Source organism: Buttiauxella sp. WJP83, assembly GCF_027594725.1.
GTDB classification, from domain to species: domain Bacteria; phylum Pseudomonadota; class Gammaproteobacteria; order Enterobacterales; family Enterobacteriaceae; genus Buttiauxella; species Buttiauxella selenatireducens.
In genome coordinates this window covers 2136669-2151092 of record NZ_CP110080.1, presented here as the reverse complement: position 1 = coordinate 2151092, position 14424 = coordinate 2136669, and the positions used below count along the sequence as shown (strand labels likewise).

The window sequence follows — 14424 nt, the reverse complement described above, 5'->3', positions numbered from 1 at the left end:
ATCACATGCAGCTTAAACGTGTGGCAGAGGCCAAACTGCCAACCCCATGGGGCGATTTCCTGATGGTGGGCTTTGAAGAACTGGCAACCGGGCATGATCACGTTGCTTTGGTTTTTGGTGATGTAAACGGAAATGATTCTGTTTTGGCGCGTGTACATTCAGAGTGTCTGACGGGCGATGCCCTGTTCAGCCTGCGCTGCGATTGTGGTTTTCAGCTTGAAGCTGCATTAAGCCAAATTGCTGAAGAAGGTCGTGGCGTGCTGTTGTATCACCGCCAGGAAGGTCGCAATATTGGTTTACTTAATAAAATCCGCGCCTATGCCTTGCAAGATAAGGGCTACGATACGGTTGAAGCCAACCACCAACTCGGTTTTGCCGCCGATGAGCGTGACTTCACTCTCTGTGCTGATATGTTTAAATTATTGGGTATCGATGCCGTTCGCTTGCTGACCAACAACCCAAGTAAGGTAGAAATTCTCAGCGAAGCGGGAATTAATATTGTTGAACGCGTGCCGCTCATCGTGGGTCGTAACCCGAAAAACGCACATTATCTTGATACCAAAGCCGCTAAAATGGGCCACTTGCTGTCGAAAGATTAAGTGATTTTCTCCCCCATAGCTGGGGGAGAATTTTAGCTAGTTCAGCATGTTACGAATCACGTAATGCAATATACCGTCGTTTTTGAAATACGTCAGTTCATTGCCGGTATCAATACGGCAACGGCACTGAATCACCTCTTTTCTACCGTCCTCAAAAGTCAAAGATACCGGAACCGAAATGCCCGGTTTAAGGTCATTGAGGCCACTGATATCAATAAACTCCTCACCCGTCAGACCTAACGTTTTGCGCGTCACACCTTCAGGGAATTCCAACGGAAGTATGCCCATACCAATCAGGTTAGAACGGTGAATTCGTTCAAAGGATTCCGCAATGACCACGCGTACGCCTAACAAACGTGGCCCTTTTGCTGCCCAGTCGCGACTGGAACCCGAGCCATACTCCTTGCCGGCAAACACCGCCAACGGAATACCTTTATCCCGATAACGCATCGCGGCATCATAAATCGAAATAACTTCGTCTCCCGGTAGCATGCGTGTCATGCCACCTTCCACTCCCGGCACCATTTCGTTTCGAATACGGATGTTGGCAAAAGTCCCGCGCATCATCACTTCATGGTTGCCACGTCGCGAACCGTAGGAGTTAAACTCTTTTCGTTCAACCCCGTGATTTTGCAAGTAACGCCCGGCGGGGCTATCCGGTTTGATGCTCCCTGCCGGAGAGATATGGTCAGTGGTGACGGAATCCCCCAACATGGCCAGCACACGCGCACCATGAATATCCTGCAAAGGCTCAGGCGTCGCGCCCATATCATCAAAGAATGGCGACAACCGAATGTAAGTAGAATCGCTCTGCCAGCCGTAAGTGTCTGAACGATCCACTTCTATATTGCGCCATTCCGGTGTGCCTTCGAACACTTCCGCATACTCTTTGCTGAACATTTCAGTCGTCACTTGCGCAACGGCACGGGCAATCTCCTGACTGCTCGGCCAAATATCTTTGAGATAAACCGGATCGCCCTTTTTATCATGACCCAGTGGATCGGTGGTCAGATTAACATTCATGTTCCCAGCCAGTGCGTAGGCCACCACCAGCGGCGGTGAAGCCAGCCAGTTTGTTTTCACGAGCGGGTGAATGCGCCCTTCAAAGTTACGGTTACCGGATAGCACCGCACCCACAGTCAGGTCGCCTTTCTTGATGGCTTGTTCAATGGGATCAGGCAGCGGACCCGAGTTACCAATACACGTCGTACAGCCGTATCCCACCAGATTAAAACCAAGCGCGTCGAGATAAGGCGTTAATCCTGCTTTTGCCAGATAGTCTGAAACGACTTTGGAACCCGGAGCCAATGATGCTTTTACCCACGGCTGACGTTTCAATCCTAATGTCACGGCTTTTTTCGCCAACAGCCCTGCGGCCATCAGAACACTGGGGTTTGAAGTATTGGTACAAGATGTAATGGCGGAAATGACGACCGCACCATCGGGTAGCTGATACTCACGCCCGGCCATCGTGTAGTTAACCGGAGCCCGGTCTTTTTGCGATGTATTGAGTTCGAGTTCATTGCTGGCGTTAAACGCTTTCGGCACGTCGCTCAACGAGACACGATCTTGTGGACGCTTCGGCCCGGCAAGGCTTGCTTCAACTTTATTCATATCCAGTGCAAGCGTGCTGGTAAATATCGGCTCATCGCCGGTATTGCGCCACATCCCCTGCACTTTCGCATAGGCTTCAACCAGTGCGATTTGTTCTTCGCTGCGTCCACTCAGACGCATGTAGTCCAGTGTCACCGCATCAATCGGGAAGAAACCACAGGTCGCACCATATTCAGGCGCCATATTGGCAATAGTCGCGCGGTCGGCCAGCGGCAGAGAATCAAGCCCATCGCCATAAAACTCGACAAACTTCCCGACCACGCCATGTTTACGCAGCATTTGCGTGACCGTTAGTACCAGGTCTGTCGCAGTAATACCTTCGCGCAACTTGCCATCAAGTTTAAATCCGACAACATCCGGGATGAGCATTGAAACCGGCTGACCTAGCATGGCGGCTTCAGCTTCAATACCCCCAACGCCCCACCCCAGTACGCCAAGACCGTTAATCATGGTGGTGTGGGAATCCGTACCGACCAGCGTGTCCGGATAGGCAATCAGGTCATCGCCCTGCATTTCACTCCACACCGCTTTACCAAGATATTCCAGATTCACCTGGTGACAGATCCCGGTTCCTGGTGGTACCACGCTAAAGCGGCTGAAGGCCTGTTGGCCCCAACGCAGGAAAACATATCGTTCGTGGTTGCGTTCCATTTCGAGGCGCACGTTTTCCTCGAAAGCCTCGTTATCACCGAAATGATCGACGGTCACGGAGTGGTCTATGACAAGATCAACGGGGGAAAGCGGATTGACTTTGGCGACATCGCCGCCAAGACGTTTTACCGCCTCGCGCATCGCGGCTAAGTCCACAACGGCGGGAACACCGGTAAAATCTTGCATCAATACACGTGCGGGACGATAAGCTATTTCGCGATCGGCATGGGCATTTTTCAGCCAACCGGCCAAAGCATGAATATCGTCTTGAGTAACGGAGTTTTCATCCTGCCAGCGCAGCAGGTTTTCAAGCAGAACTTTTAACGACTTGGGTAAACGGGTGATATCCCCAAGTTCCTTTGCAGCCAGTGGCAAGCTGTAATAGTGATAGGTTTTATTCAGCGCCTGTAGAGTGTCCTTACTGGCCTCGCGTAGGGTTAACGACATAGCTCCTCCTTAAATTTCTTAGGATCGCGGTATCCCGGATGAAGATCAGGGACAGTATTAAAGATAACACAAAGATGTCGTAACGATTTGATAACAACCCGAATTGATAAATCAGAGGATGTAAAGCGGGAGGATGAATGGATTTACACCCCGGCAGCAGGCCAGGGTGTCGAAGATAATTAGTTTGTCAGCATCCAGGCCATTTGCGCCCAAAAAACAAACGAAACGGTAAATACGCTCAACCATGACCAGTACTTGACGCTACAGTGAATATTCATAAGCCACTCTCATATTTCGGATAACCACTTTATGAAAACACCGGGACTGAATAAAAAATCAATCACGTTGAATATTGCTGTGTGTAGTGATGAGGCAAAGAGTGAGCGACTGGTCACAATGAATAAAAAAGTGTGATTAACCGCAAGTTAAATAAAGGTGAACGAAAAGAATGATTATTGTTTTATATGGTCATCTTTTGAAAACAGTTCGATGAACTCTTTTTGTTGTTGAGTCAGCTGCCACGATTCTGGAATCTGAACGTTGTCAGGTTTCGCCTCTTGCTGTTGTTTATCATCTTGCTGACGCACAGTTTTCTGTGCATGCATCTGTGTTAGGGTTGTCATAGTTACCCCCAATAAATCCACGCTGCCAACGCAACGACTAGCCAAAACAGGCCTGATACGAGAAACACCGCTACCCAGGCTTTACGTTTAAGCCCTGACTCACTCTGCGGTTCTTCACTTCCTGAAGGCATTGCTAACCTCATACAATCGGCACCACTTATCATATAAACCCAAACAATCGGTAAAATTAATCGCCAGCTGGGATAAATCCTAAAGAAACTCTAGTACAAAAGCCAGAGAAAATGCTTACCGGTTGCAGGAAAAGATTTAATCTTTTGACCTCAAATAAATAATTGAATGATGAAATTTGCAGGGTGGTTAATTATTATCTACGTTTGTCTCTTAATTGAGACAGATTAACCACTTATAATTCGTGGTTAATGAAAATCTGGCGGGATATTAATTATCAGGCGGATTGAAACATATTCTTAATTGCAAATGAGAAGAGGTATCTTTCCCCAGGGGAAAGATACCTGACGATATTATTTTGCAGGCAACTTAATATCTTTAAACATGGCCTCAATATCTTCGTTAGATCGCAATGCGACTGCGGTATCCACAACATCACGAGTCAGATGCGGTGCGAAGCGCTGGATAAAATCATACATATAACTGCGCAAGAATGTGCTACGGCGGAAACCAATTTTGGTGGTGCTGTGGCTAAATACGCCCTGCGCTTCGATACGGACCAAATCCGGGTCAGAAACAGGATCGACGGCCATACTGGCAATCACGCCCACGCCCAATCCCAGACGCACATAGGTTTTGATCACATCGGCGTCAGTTGCGGTAAAGACGATACGCGGCGTTAATCCAGCGCGATTAAACGCGGTGTCTAATTCGGAACGCCCGGTAAAGCCGAAGGTATATGTGACTAGCGGATATTGCGCCAACTCTTCAATTGAGACGGACTCTTTCGACGCTAACGGATGGTCTGGCGTCACGACAATCGAACGGTTCCAGTGATAGCAAGGTAACATCACCAAATCATCGTAAAGATGTAACGCTTCGGTCGCTATCGCAAAATCAGCATTGCCCTTAGATACTGCTTCCGCAATTTGCGTCGGCGAGCCCTGATGCATATGCAGCGATACACGAGGATAGCGTTCGATAAACCCTTTAATCACATTAGGCAACGCGTAGCGCGCCTGGGTATGTGTCGTGGCGACGTACAATGAACCTTTGTCAGGCCAGGTGTGTTCACCGGCGACCGACTTAATCGCATCGACTTTAGACAACACTTCGCGGGCAATCCGGATAATCTCTTGCCCGGCAGGCGTCACTTGCGTCAAGTGTTTGCCACTGCGCGCAAAGATCTGAATGCCCAGTTCATCTTCCAACATCCGAACTTGTTTACTGATCCCCGGTTGCGAAGTATAAAGCCCTTCTGCCGTCGACGAGACGTTGAGGTTGTGATTGACCACCTCTACGATATAACGAAGTTGCTGTAGTTTCATGGCGTTCCATCCGCAGTAAAAACAGCCCCGACACGCACAACGGCGGGGATTCAGACAAGGTAAAATTCACTTCATACCCAAAATAATTCGAGTTGCAGGAAGGCGGCAAGAGATTGAATCCCCGGGAGCTTACTCAAGTAAGTGACTGGGGTGAGTGAACGTAGCCAACGCACATGCAGCTTGAAGTATGACGGGTATAGCCACTATATCAGTTATACCCTATTTGTATAGTTTGAAAGAAAAAATAATAATCAGGTTATATACGCAGATATAAAAAAGCCGGAACACAGGTTCCGGCTTTCAATGTTAAAGAGATTTATTTCTTCCCTTCAACCCACTTACCATCCACAAAGAACGCTGACCAACCCGTCGCTTTGCCCTCTTTTTCGGAAGAGACATACTGCTGCTTAGTTTTACGGCTAAAGCGCACGACCGCTTTGTTACCTTCAGCATCTTGCTGTGGGGCATCAGCCAGATAACGCAGTTTTTCTGGCAAACGATCGCGGAAGCGGTACAGTTCTTCAACCAGTGGCGCACGTGTTTCACGAGATTTAGGGAATGTGTTTGCCGCAAGGAAAACACCCGCCGCACCATCGCGCAACACAAAGTAAGCGTCTGACTTCTCGCAAGGCAGTTCTGGTAATGGAACAGGATCTTCCTTCGGTGGAGCCACATCGCCATTACGCAGGATCTTACGGGTATTTTTACAATCGTCGTTCGTACACGCCATGTACTTACCAAAACGCCCCATTTTCAGGTGCATTTCAGAACCACATTTCTCACACTCAACGATTGGGCCGTCATAACCTTTGATGCGGAACTCACCCTCTTCGATCTCGTAACCATCACACGTTGGGTTATTACCACAGACGTGAAGTTTACGTTTTGGATCAATCAGGTAGCTATCCATCGCGGTACCGCATTTAGTACAGCGACGTTTCGCGCGAAGAGCGTTGGTTTCCGCATCATCCCCTTCAAGTACGTTGAGGACTTCGTTTTCCGGCACCAGGTTAATGGTGGTTTTGCAGCGCTCTTTAACTGGCAATGCATAACCGGAGCAACCCAGAAACACGCCGGTACTGGCGGTACGGATACCCATTTGACGGCTACACGTTGGACAATCGATGCTGGTCAGAACCATTTGGTTTGGACGCATACCGCCTTCTTCTGGATCCAGCTCAGCTTTTCCAAGCTGCTCACTGAAATCACTGAAGAAGTTATCCAGAACCCCTTTCCACTCTGCCTGATTATTGGCCACCTGGTCGAGGCTGCTTTCCATTTGCGCGGTAAAATCGTAATTCATCAATTCGCGGAAGTTTTCTTCCAGACGATCGGTAACAATTTCACCCATTTTTTCAGCGTAGAAACGGCGGTTTTCTACACGCACATAACCACGATCCTGGATAGTGGAAATGATTGATGCGTAAGTAGACGGACGTCCAATTCCACGTTTTTCTAACTCTTTGACCAACGAGGCTTCGCTAAAACGTGCCGGTGGTTTAGTAAAGTGTTGTCCCGGTATGACCTCAACAAGCGCCAGTTCATCACCCTGCTCAACAGCTGGCAATGTACGGTCTTCGTCACCCTTGCGCAGCGCAGGCATGACCTTCGTCCAGCCATCAAAACGCAACGTACGACCACGCGTTTTAAGACGGAAATCACCCGCCTGTACCGTTAAGGTAGTGGAGTCGTATTGTGCCGGTGTCATTTGACACGCGACAAACTGACGCCAGATCAACTGGTAAAGTTTCTGCGCGTCGGCTTCCATATCTTTCAGCGACTCAGCAACAACGCTCACATCTGAAGGACGAATCGCTTCGTGCGCTTCTTGAGAGTTTTCTTTGCTGGAGTACTGGAGAGCCTCTGCTGGAAGATATTTCTTGCCGAAATTATCTTCGATATAACCGCGCACCATGCTCACTGCATCCTGGCTCAAGTTGGTTGAGTCGGTACGCATGTAAGTAATATGACCCGCTTCATACAGACGCTGGGCCATCATCATGGTTTTCTTCACGCCAAAACCAAGACGGGTACTTGCAGCCTGCTGCAACGTGGAGGTAATAAACGGCGCACCAGGTTTACTACTGGTTGGTTTATCTTCACGCTCAAGCACGGAATAACGTGCTTTCTCCAGTTCGCTAACCGCAGACATAGTCTGCTCGCGGTTAACCGGACGGAACGGTTTATCTTTATGGTGGCTGACCTGAACCGGCAGACTGTCACCTTTCGGCGTCGTCAGATTCGCATCAACTTCCCAATATTCTTCGGGTACGAACGCTTTAATTTCGCGTTCGCGGTCAACAACCAGACGCACAGCAACAGACTGAACGCGACCGGCAGATAAACCACGGGCAATTTTCTTCCACAGCAGTGGCGACACCATGTAACCCACAACGCGGTCCATAAAACGACGAGCTTGCTGTGCGTTCACACGGTCGATGTTCAATTCGCCCGGCTTTTCAAATGCCTGTTGAATGGCATTTTTCGTAATTTCGTTAAACACAACGCGGCTATAGCGTGTGTCATCACCACCGATAACTTCCCGCAGGTGCCATGCAATGGCTTCCCCTTCGCGGTCAAGGTCGGTTGCGAGATAGATATGGTCTGCTTTTTCAGCCAGCGATTTCAGTTCTGAAACCACTTTTTCTTTACCAGGCAGCACTTCGTATTGTGCTTCCCAGTTGTGCCATGGATCGACACCCATACGATTTACGAGCGCGCCGCGTTCATCCTTTTTGACCTTTTTGGTCCCTTTGGTCGAGGCGGAGTCAGCGCTCTTCTTGGTGGTTGATCCACTGGTCGGCAAATCGCGGATATGACCGACGCTGGATTTAACCACGTAGTCATTGCCGAGATATTTGTTGATCGTTTTGGCTTTTGCCGGGGACTCAACGATGACGAGAGCTTTACCCATATTCACCTTTACCTAATGTAATTCTTCCAGAAAACGTCGCACGTTAGTTACACCTTCCACTGGCGACTCGCTTTTCTATATTGCGACAGCGTCATTGGATATCAACTCTTTTTTATCACCAGCCAGATTGCACCAACATGCGCAGGTGATTGAGATAGCGAGCCTTTCACAACGGTGACATAGCACGACGTATGTTTGGTTGAATGTCAAGCAATTCCGTTGCCAGATTTGCGAAAGCGTCACACTCTACCTGATAAAATGAGTTAAGCAACTTTATTAGCATGCAACTTCGATTCCTGCCAGAACAGTAAACTGATTAAATCACCCGAGGTTTACAGGGAAATATTGCCCTTTGCAGTATAGCGGAAGTACACTACTGCCAGTTTTTAAAGGAGGAAATCATGAAACCGACCACTCAACCTATCGATAAACAATCGCTACTCGTTGAAGCCAACAAAGTCATCCGCGAACATGAAGATTTCATGCACGGAATGGAAGCAACGGATGTAGAGCAAAAAAACGGGGTGCTGGTGTTCAAAGGTGAATACTTCCTTGATGAGCAAGGCTTACCTACCGGGAAAAGCACCGCGATTTTTAATATGTTTAAGCATCTTGCGCATGTGTTTGCTGATAAATATCACCTGCAAGATTAAAGTCAAAAACGAGGCCATTTGGCCTCGTTTTCATTTTCGGTATTAATTTGCTTAGAGCAACGGTTTTTCACCGCGTTGCCACCAGCGCAGTAACAGACTATCAATGCTATTTGCCGCACTACCCGTAAAACGATCCATCATTTTTTTACGGCGCGTGTAGTGCACATTGATGACTTCATGATTCTTCATCAGATTGATCAGTAAATCATCGCTGGTGCTTACCTCATCAATCAGGCCTTTATCCAGCGCTTGCGTACCGTACCAGTGCTCCCCTGTCGCCACGGAATCAATGTCCAGCGAAGGGCGCATATCATGCACGAACTGCTTAAATAACAGGTGAGTTTCATTCAGGTCTTCACGGAATTTCTCACGCCCCTGCTCGGTGTTTTCACCAAACAGTGTCAAGGTGCGTTTGTACTGCCCTGCGGTATGCAGCTCAACATCGATATCATTACGTTTTAGCAGGCGGTGAAAGTTTGGCACCTGTGCGACGACGCCAATTGAGCCAATAATAGAAAACGGTGCGGCGACAATTTTGTCTGCCACACACGCCATCATGTAACCCCCGCTGGCCGCGACTTTGTCCACAGCGACCGTCAGACGCACTTTGTTGTCACGCAGACGCTGTAATTGCGAAGCCGCAAGTCCATATCCATGCACGACGCCACCTGGGCTTTCCAGCCTCAACAGAACCTCATCCTCAGGCTTGATGACCGCTAACACAGCTGTTATCTCTTCACGCAAAGAAGTGACTTCGTGGGCATCCATACTCCCTTTAAAATCCAACACATAAAGCGTTGGTTTATCGGAAATAACCTTTTCACCCCGTTTAGCACGTGCTTTAGCCTGTTTTGCTTCGAGTTTATGTTTTTTCTTCTCAGCTTTATGCCATATTTTTTGCTGATGGCTGTCGAGCCTTGCCACCTGCATTTCTTCCTGCATTTCCTGGTACTGTTCACTTAAATTGGTGAGCCGTAATTCCCCACGCTGATGTTTTTTACGCCCAGCCACATTCACGATAATCGTGACAAGAATGCCAATAGCCGCAACGACAGTGACAATTTTTGCCAAAAACAGCCCATAGTTTGCAATTAGATCCACGCTTTCCGCCTTCCATTCAGAGCATTAAATACCTGGCGCCCAGTGTAACCGAGCGCTGATTCCACGTCTGCAACCAACTATAAATGCTGCGAGGCGCATTCCTGAACGGCTTTAGCAAAATGAAACTTTTGCAAAATGTTAATCAAAGGTATTGTCTCCTGTTGCCTGATTGAAATAACCAGCCCTTTCAGGCATAAAGCCTAAAGGCTAAGTAAACCCAGGCATTTCTGAGAATTAAGACGCGAGCTTTGCATCGCGCGAGGAGTTGAAAGTGCACTATCAACCGAAAACCGACTTACTGCAAAATCGCATCATTTTAGTGACAGGTGCCAGTGATGGCATCGGGCGAGAAGCCGCCTTAACCTATGCACGTTACGGGGCAAGCCTCGTGCTGTTAGGTCGTAATGAGGAAAAATTACGTATCACAGCCCAGGAGATCACCACCCGCTACGGGGGCCAGCCGCATTGGTTCATGCTGGATTTTGCTACCGCTACACCTGAAAATTGTCAGCATCTGGCACAAAAACTGTCAGGGCTAATCCCTCGTCTGGATGGCGTTCTACACAATGCCGGGATCCTCGGCGATGTTCGGCCAATGGATGAGCAAGATCCGCAAACGTGGCAAAACGTCATGCAAGTTAATGTTAATGTCACCTTTTTCCTGACTCAGGCCCTGCTTCCTTTATTACTGAAATCAGATTCAGGGTCGCTGGTGTTTACCAGTTCCAGTGTCGGCCGTCAGGGACGAGCGGGTTGGGGAGCATACGCTGCGTCGAAATTCGCCACTGAAGGAATGATGCAGGTGCTGGCCGAGGAATATAAACAACAGAATCTGCGCGTAAATTGCATTAATCCAGGCGGGACACGTACCGCAATGCGCGCCAGTGCCTTTCCCACCGAAGATCCCGAAAAACTGAAAACGCCACGAGATTTGATGCCGCTTTATTTATGGCTGATGGGTGATGATAGTCGCCGTAAAACAGGCATGAGCTTTGATGCACAACCCAACCGTAAACCAGGAATTTCCGAATGAGTGAAGATCGTTATCAACAACGCCAACAGCGACAAAAAGAAAAAGTAGACGCACGTGTGGCGGCAGCACAAGAAGAACGCGGCATTTTGATTGTCTTTACCGGAAACGGGAAAGGTAAAACCACCGCTGCGTTTGGCACGGCTTCTCGCGCGGTAGGACACGGTAAAAAAGTCGGCGTCATTCAGTTCATCAAAGGCCAATGGCCAAATGGGGAACGTAATTTACTCGAACCCATGGGTGTCGAGTTTCAGGTAATGGCGACAGGTTTTACCTGGGACACGCAAAACCGCGACACCGATACCGCCGCCTGCATGGAAGTGTGGCAGCATGCAAAACGTATGCTTGTGGATAGCTCCCTTGATATGGTTATCCTCGACGAAATCACTTACATGGTGGCTTACGATTACTTACCGCTTGAAGAGGTGCTAGCCGCACTGACACAACGCCCTGTGAACCAAACAGTGATTCTGACTGGCCGCGGATGTCATCGGGATATTCTTGAAGTCGCTGATACGGTCAGTGAATTACGACCGGTTAAGCACGCATTTGATGCAGGTGTCAAAGCGCAAATCGGAATCGATTATTAAAAAAAACCCCTCAGCTGAGGGGTTTGATTTTTTAGCTGCTGCGTCCACCGCGGCGGCCACCACCCGTGACTTGAGTGTGGCGTTTTACCGCACGACGAATTTGATTCGCTTTCATGCGACGACGGTCTTTTTCAACCGCAACTTTACTTTCTGTCTCTTCTGGCAACTCTACCAATTTACGCAGGTAGTTAGTTGGAGCCAGGTCAAGTTCAGTGTAACCACCACGCGGCAGGCCTTTTGGCAACTGAATGTCACCGTAACGCACACGGATCAAACGGCTAACCTGTACACCGACTGCTTCCCAAAGACGGCGAACTTCACGGTTGCGGCCTTCAGTCAGAGTCACGTTGTACCATTGGTTAATGCCTTCACCACCGGTAAACTTAATGGTTTTGAACGCTGCTGGGCCATCTTCAAGCTGAACGCCACGCGCCAGTTGTTTCACTTTATCCTCGTCAACCTGACCGAATACACGTACAGCATATTCACGTTCAACTTCACGGCTTGGGTGCATCAGGCGGTTTGCCAGCTCACCGTCAGTTGTGAATAACAGCAGTCCGCAGGTATTGACATCCAGACGACCGACGGCAATCCAGCGCGCACCGCGCAGTTTGGGTAAACGGTCAAATACCGTTGGACGCCCTTCCGGGTCATTACGTGTACACAATTCGCCTTCCGGCTTGTAGTAAGCCAGTACACGGCAAATCTGTTCTGCGGATTCTTTAATAGAGATCAGGTGACCATCAATACGAATTTTCAGGGCCTGAGTCACTTCAACACGGTCGCCCAGTGTAGCAACTTTGCCATCCACACTAACGCGGCCTGCGGAGATAATGGTTTCAATTTCACGGCGTGAACCGTGGCCGGCGCGAGCCAGGACTTTTTGTAACTTTTCGCTCTTATCGCTCATTGAGCTTCCTCGGGTGTCGCCTTCACAGGCGTCGAATTGGGATAATGGGGCACATCAGCCCCATTTTAGGCCGGACAGTATAGCCGTAGACGCACTTATAAGAAAGGTTTAGCGTCACCCACTCCTTCGCGGATAACCACTGGTGCATCATCGGTTAAATCAACTACAGTCGTGGGTTGCTGGCCAAGATATCCACCGTGGATAACCAAATCGACAACCTTCTCAAGACGATCTTTAATTTCTTCCGGATCTGACTCCGTAAACTCGCTGCCAGGTAACATCAGCGAAGTCGATAACATAGGCTCGTTCAACACTTCCAGAAGCGCTAACGCTATAGGATTGGAAGGTACGCGCAAACCAATGGTCTTACGTTTTTCCTGCAACAAACGCCGCGGGACTTCTTTGGTACCTTTCAGAATAAATGTGTAATTACCCGGCGTGTTATTTTTGATTAAGCGAAACGCCACGTTATCCACAAATGCGTAGGTCGAAAGCTCCGATAAATCCCGGCACATTAAGGTGAAATTGTGTCCATCGGGTAACTGACGAATACGACAAATACGTTCCATTGCCGATTTATCTTCGATTTTACAGCCCAGCGCATAACCCGAATCGGTTGGGTAAACAATCACGCCGCCCTTACGAACAATCTCCACCGCCTGGTTAATCAGGCGCTGCTGGGGATTATCGGGATGAATATAGAAAAATTGACTCATACTGCCCTCTCTTTTGCGATGTGGCTGCTACCCCAATTCTGCCAGACAGGTTCTACACCTGCCGGTAGCCAAAGCTTGCGCCCAAGCTCTATCCACGCACACGGCATATGGAAATCAGAGCCCTGCGATGCCAGCAAATTAAACTGCTGGGCATAGCTGGCAAGTTGGGTACGCTCATTTGGGGCTTGCTGACACTGTGCGACTTCCATAGCATCGCCACCACTTTCGGCAAACTGCGCCAGCAATCTTTTCAGCCATTTAGCCGTCAGGTCATAACGGCCTGGATGTGCCAGAACCGCCTGCCCGCCAGAATGATGAATCACATCAATAGCTTGTTCTATTGTACACCACTGAGGCGGAACGTAACCGGTTTTCCCTTTTGCGAGATACTTCTTAAACACGTCAGCCATATTATTGGCTTTACCGCACTCCACCAGGAAACGCGCGAAATGCCCGCGAGTCACTTCCCCTCCGTTGGCATGGCGCATCGCCCCCTCAAGTGCCCCAGGGATATGCGCTTTTTCAAGCCGTTCAGCAATTAACGCCGCACGTTGTACACGTCGCTCACTTTGCTGGGCCAGAAACTCTGTAAGCGCTGGATGATGTTCATCAACACCTAAGCCAACGATATGGATTTCATGGTTTTCCCAAAGGGTGGAGATCTCCACGCCGCTGATTAAGCGCAAAGGTAACTGGAGGCGTGATATCGCTTCCCTTGCCGCGGCAATTCCGGCTACTGTGTCATGGTCAGTAATAGCCAGAATACCAACACGCATATCCACAGCACGTTGCACCAGCGCCTCAGGTGTTAGCAGGCCATCTGACGCAGTGGTATGGCTATGTAAGTCGTAAATCACCGCAAGTGTTGGTTCGCTCAAAATGGCTCCGGATGTGCTAATAAAAGAAAAACGCCGCTCATGATAACGATATTCACTGATAACTAAAAATCGCTATTGACTTTGATTCATCGAACTAGTTAACTAGTACGCAAGTTCACACGATAAAGGTATCTGAAAATGAAAGCGATAATCCGCATGCACAACTGGTGGCGTACTTCCTGATAACGGGCAGTGTAATCGCTATGGCTGTAATTCAGCCCAGATACTAGGCCCGCCAACT

14 protein-coding genes and 1 other annotated feature (1 of these 15 cut by a window edge) are annotated in these 14424 nt (G+C 48.9%); of the genes, 4 read left to right on the top strand and 10 right to left on the bottom strand.

The genetic code is table 11. The features are described 5' to 3' along the window. The first annotated feature begins 5 nt into the window (after positions 1 to 5). Positions 6 to 599, top strand: coding sequence for a GTP cyclohydrolase II (ribA, locus tag OH773_RS09970; protein WP_270145296.1), 594 nt, complete (start codon positions 6 to 8; stop codon positions 597 to 599). 36 nt (positions 600 to 635) lie between these two features. Here the strand turns inward: ribA and acnA are convergent, their stop codons facing one another. The 6 genes from acnA to topA form a co-directional block, all read right to left on the bottom strand. Beyond that, the gene (acnA, locus tag OH773_RS09965) at positions 636 to 3311 is read right to left on the bottom strand and encodes an aconitate hydratase AcnA (RefSeq protein WP_270145293.1); all 2676 of its coding nucleotides are present in this window, start codon (positions 3309 to 3311) and stop codon (positions 636 to 638) included. Positions 3312 to 3490: 179 nt separating this feature from the next. Next, complete coding sequence (gene ymiC, locus OH773_RS22370; RefSeq protein WP_309878761.1) at positions 3491 to 3589, bottom strand: small membrane protein YmiC; 99 nt, start codon at positions 3587 to 3589, stop codon at positions 3491 to 3493. A 174-nt stretch (positions 3590 to 3763) separates the two neighbouring features. Further along, positions 3764 to 3934, bottom strand: coding sequence for a hypothetical protein (locus OH773_RS09960; RefSeq protein WP_270145291.1), 171 nt, complete (start codon positions 3932 to 3934; stop codon positions 3764 to 3766). Positions 3935 to 3936: 2 nt separating this feature from the next. Beyond that, entirely contained in the window at positions 3937 to 4065 is a 129-nt protein-coding gene (locus OH773_RS09955) for a YmiA family putative membrane protein (RefSeq protein ID WP_270145799.1), read from the bottom strand. A 351-nt stretch (positions 4066 to 4416) separates the two neighbouring features. Continuing rightward, positions 4417 to 5391: an HTH-type transcriptional regulator CysB gene (gene cysB, locus OH773_RS09950; RefSeq protein ID WP_064546360.1), complete on the bottom strand. Its 975-nt coding sequence runs from the start codon at positions 5389 to 5391 to the stop codon at positions 4417 to 4419. 316 nt (positions 5392 to 5707) lie between these two features. Further along, positions 5708 to 8305 carry a type I DNA topoisomerase gene (gene topA / locus OH773_RS09945; RefSeq protein ID WP_270145289.1) on the bottom strand — a complete coding sequence of 866 codons (2598 nt, stop codon included), beginning with the start codon at positions 8303 to 8305 and terminating at the stop codon, positions 5708 to 5710. A gap of 401 nt (positions 8306 to 8706) precedes the next feature. Between topA and OH773_RS09940 the strand changes: the two genes are divergently transcribed. After that, on the top strand, positions 8707 to 8958 hold the full coding sequence (locus OH773_RS09940) for a YciN family protein (protein WP_183269380.1): 252 nt from the start codon (positions 8707 to 8709) through the stop codon (positions 8956 to 8958). Between the two features lie 51 nt (positions 8959 to 9009). Here OH773_RS09940 and sohB read toward each other — a convergent pair whose 3' ends face one another. After that, a complete protein-coding gene (gene sohB, locus OH773_RS09935; RefSeq protein ID WP_270145288.1) occupies positions 9010 to 10059 on the bottom strand; it encodes a protease SohB in 1050 nt (349 codons plus the stop codon). A 271-nt stretch (positions 10060 to 10330) separates the two neighbouring features. On the opposite strand from sohB, the gene OH773_RS09930 reads away from it, so the two are divergent. Together OH773_RS09930 and cobO are read left to right on the top strand one after the other, a co-directional pair. After that, complete coding sequence (locus OH773_RS09930; RefSeq protein WP_270145287.1) at positions 10331 to 11092, top strand: YciK family oxidoreductase; 762 nt, start codon at positions 10331 to 10333, stop codon at positions 11090 to 11092. Next, positions 11089 to 11679, top strand: a complete 591-nt coding sequence (gene cobO, locus OH773_RS09925; RefSeq protein ID WP_270145285.1) for a cob(I)yrinic acid a,c-diamide adenosyltransferase — start codon at positions 11089 to 11091, stop codon at positions 11677 to 11679. Before OH773_RS09930 ends, cobO begins: the two co-directional genes overlap by 4 nt. Before the next feature lie 31 nt (positions 11680 to 11710). On the opposite strand, the gene rluB is transcribed toward cobO, so the two are convergent. From rluB to rnm, 3 genes are all read right to left on the bottom strand, one after another. Next, positions 11711 to 12589, bottom strand: coding sequence for a 23S rRNA pseudouridine(2605) synthase RluB (gene rluB, locus OH773_RS09920; protein WP_183269384.1), 879 nt, complete (start codon positions 12587 to 12589; stop codon positions 11711 to 11713). 95 nt (positions 12590 to 12684) lie between these two features. After that, positions 12685 to 13305 carry an L-threonylcarbamoyladenylate synthase gene (locus OH773_RS09915; protein WP_183269385.1) on the bottom strand — a complete coding sequence of 207 codons (621 nt, stop codon included), beginning with the start codon at positions 13303 to 13305 and terminating at the stop codon, positions 12685 to 12687. After that, a complete protein-coding gene (rnm, locus tag OH773_RS09910) occupies positions 13302 to 14204 on the bottom strand; it encodes an RNase RNM (protein ID WP_442865680.1) in 903 nt (300 codons plus the stop codon). Before rnm ends, OH773_RS09915 begins: the two co-directional genes overlap by 4 nt. Before the next feature lie 138 nt (positions 14205 to 14342). Beyond that, positions 14343 to 14424, top strand: a sequence feature (Trp leader region); it runs 16 nt beyond the window's last position.